This is a genomic window from Kitasatospora sp. NPDC007106 (assembly GCF_040634455.1).
GTDB lineage: Bacteria > Actinomycetota > Actinomycetes > Streptomycetales > Streptomycetaceae > Kitasatospora > Kitasatospora arboriphila.
This window is the reverse complement of the sequence record NZ_JBEYFP010001118.1, coordinates 1-1,666: the sequence shown is the minus strand read 5'-3', so window position 1 is coordinate 1,666 and position 1,666 is coordinate 1. Positions and strand designations below refer to the sequence as shown.

At 74.7% G+C, this 1,666-nt stretch carries 2 protein-coding genes; one reads left to right on the top strand and one right to left on the bottom strand.

The window, feature by feature from the left end:
• Positions 1–164 precede the first annotated feature (164 nt).
• Entirely contained in the window at positions 165–854 is a 690-nt protein-coding gene (locus ABZ641_RS36330) for a tyrosine-protein phosphatase (RefSeq protein ID WP_359988772.1), read from the bottom strand.
• A 278-nt stretch (positions 855–1,132) separates the two neighbouring features.
• Here ABZ641_RS36330 and ABZ641_RS36325 point away from each other — a divergent pair.
• Positions 1,133–1,666 (top strand): alcohol dehydrogenase catalytic domain-containing protein (locus ABZ641_RS36325; protein WP_359988770.1); only part of this gene is annotated, 534 nt, incomplete at its 3' end.

Here is a 1,666-nt window from a genome sequence, read left to right as displayed (position 1 = left end):
CCACGACCGCCTGGTCGCCCAGGACGGCCCCTACGCGGCGCTCTGGTCCGGCTGGCAGGGGGAGCCGACGCCCTAGGACGGGTCTTCAGAGGCGTACGGATGCCACCCGGGGGCGCGTGGGGCGCCCCTGAACGGGCCGTCCGAGCACCCTTGAAGACGACTTCCTAGCCGCCGAGTGCGGCACGTGCCGCGGCCAGGTCGGCCTCCCGGGCGCCGTGGGCCAGCAGGTAGTCGGCGACCGAGCCGTGCCGACCGCGGATCCACTGCATCGCCCGGTCCAGGTGGACGGCGGCGACCGGACGGGAGTTGTGGCCCGGTCCGGCCGTCGCCGCCGACAGGCCCAGGGCGGCGTTGGACAGCAGGAAGTCGGCGGTGGTCTCGGCCTCGGAGGCGCCCAGCAGGGTCTGCAGGACGGCGACGACCACCCCGGTGCGGTCCTTGCCGGAGGCGCAGTGGACGAGGACGGGCAGCGCCCCGGGTTCGGCCAGCCGTCGGACGAGCGCGGCCGCGGCCGGTCCCGCGTGCTCCGCCATGGCGGGGTACAGCTCGGCCTGCCCGGCCGGCCATCGCCGCTCGGTGAAGACCGGCAGGTGCCGGTGGTCGACGGTGAGGCCGCGGCAGTCGTCCGGCAGCTCCGCCACCTCGGGGACGCTCCGCAGGTCGACCACCGTCCGCACGCCCAGTTCCGCGAGTCGGCGCGCCCCCTCGGGCCGCAGCCCGTGCAGCGCCCCCGACCGGTACAGCACGCCGCGCCGCAGCGCACCGACCCCGCCCGCGTCCCGGACGTTCCGCACCCCCGCGACCTCGACGGCCGGCGCCGCCGGGCCGAGGACGGTCTCCTCCGCGATCTCCACGCCGTGCCCCTCCCGTGCCGCCGCTCCGTGGGCAGACGATACCCGGGGTCCCGCACCGGCCCGCGGTAGCCCGGACGGGTGGTGCTCGGCATGCCGTGGGGGTGGCCGGGATGCCCGGCGGCCGGTGCTCGGGGACGATCGTTCAGCCCAGCTACGACCGCCCTTAAGAATTCCTCGATGGACCGGACCTGCTCCGGCACGGCAGATTTCACTGTGCCCGGCGCGGCAGGGGTTGCAGCGCCGGGCTTCCGTTCCACCCTCCCCCAGGAGCGCTCGCCGTGAAGGCACTCGTCAAGCACCAGGCCGAGCCAGGTCTCTGGCTGATGGACGTCCCCATGCCGGAGATCGGCCCCGCGGACGTGCTGATCAAGGTGCTGCGCACCGGCATCTGCGGTACCGACCTGCACATCCGCTCCTGGGACGGCTGGGCGCAGCAGACCATCAAGACCCCGCTGACCATCGGTCACGAGTTCGTCGGCGAGGTCGCCGCGATCGGCGCGGCCGTCGCCGACATCGAGGTGGGCGACCTGGTCAGCGGCGAGGGCCACCTGGTCTGCGGCAAGTGCCGCAACTGCCTGGCGGGCCGCCGCCACCTCTGCCGCAACACGGTGGGCCTGGGTGTGGGCCGCGACGGCGCCTTCGCCGAGTACGTGGCGCTGCCCGCGTCCAACGTGTGGGTGCACCGGGTGCCGGTGGACCTGGACGTCGCGGCGATCTTCGACCCGTTCGGCAACGCGGTGCACACCGCGCTGTCCTTCCCGCTGGTCGGCGAGGACGTGCTGATCACCGGCGCCGAGCACGACGGCGGTCCC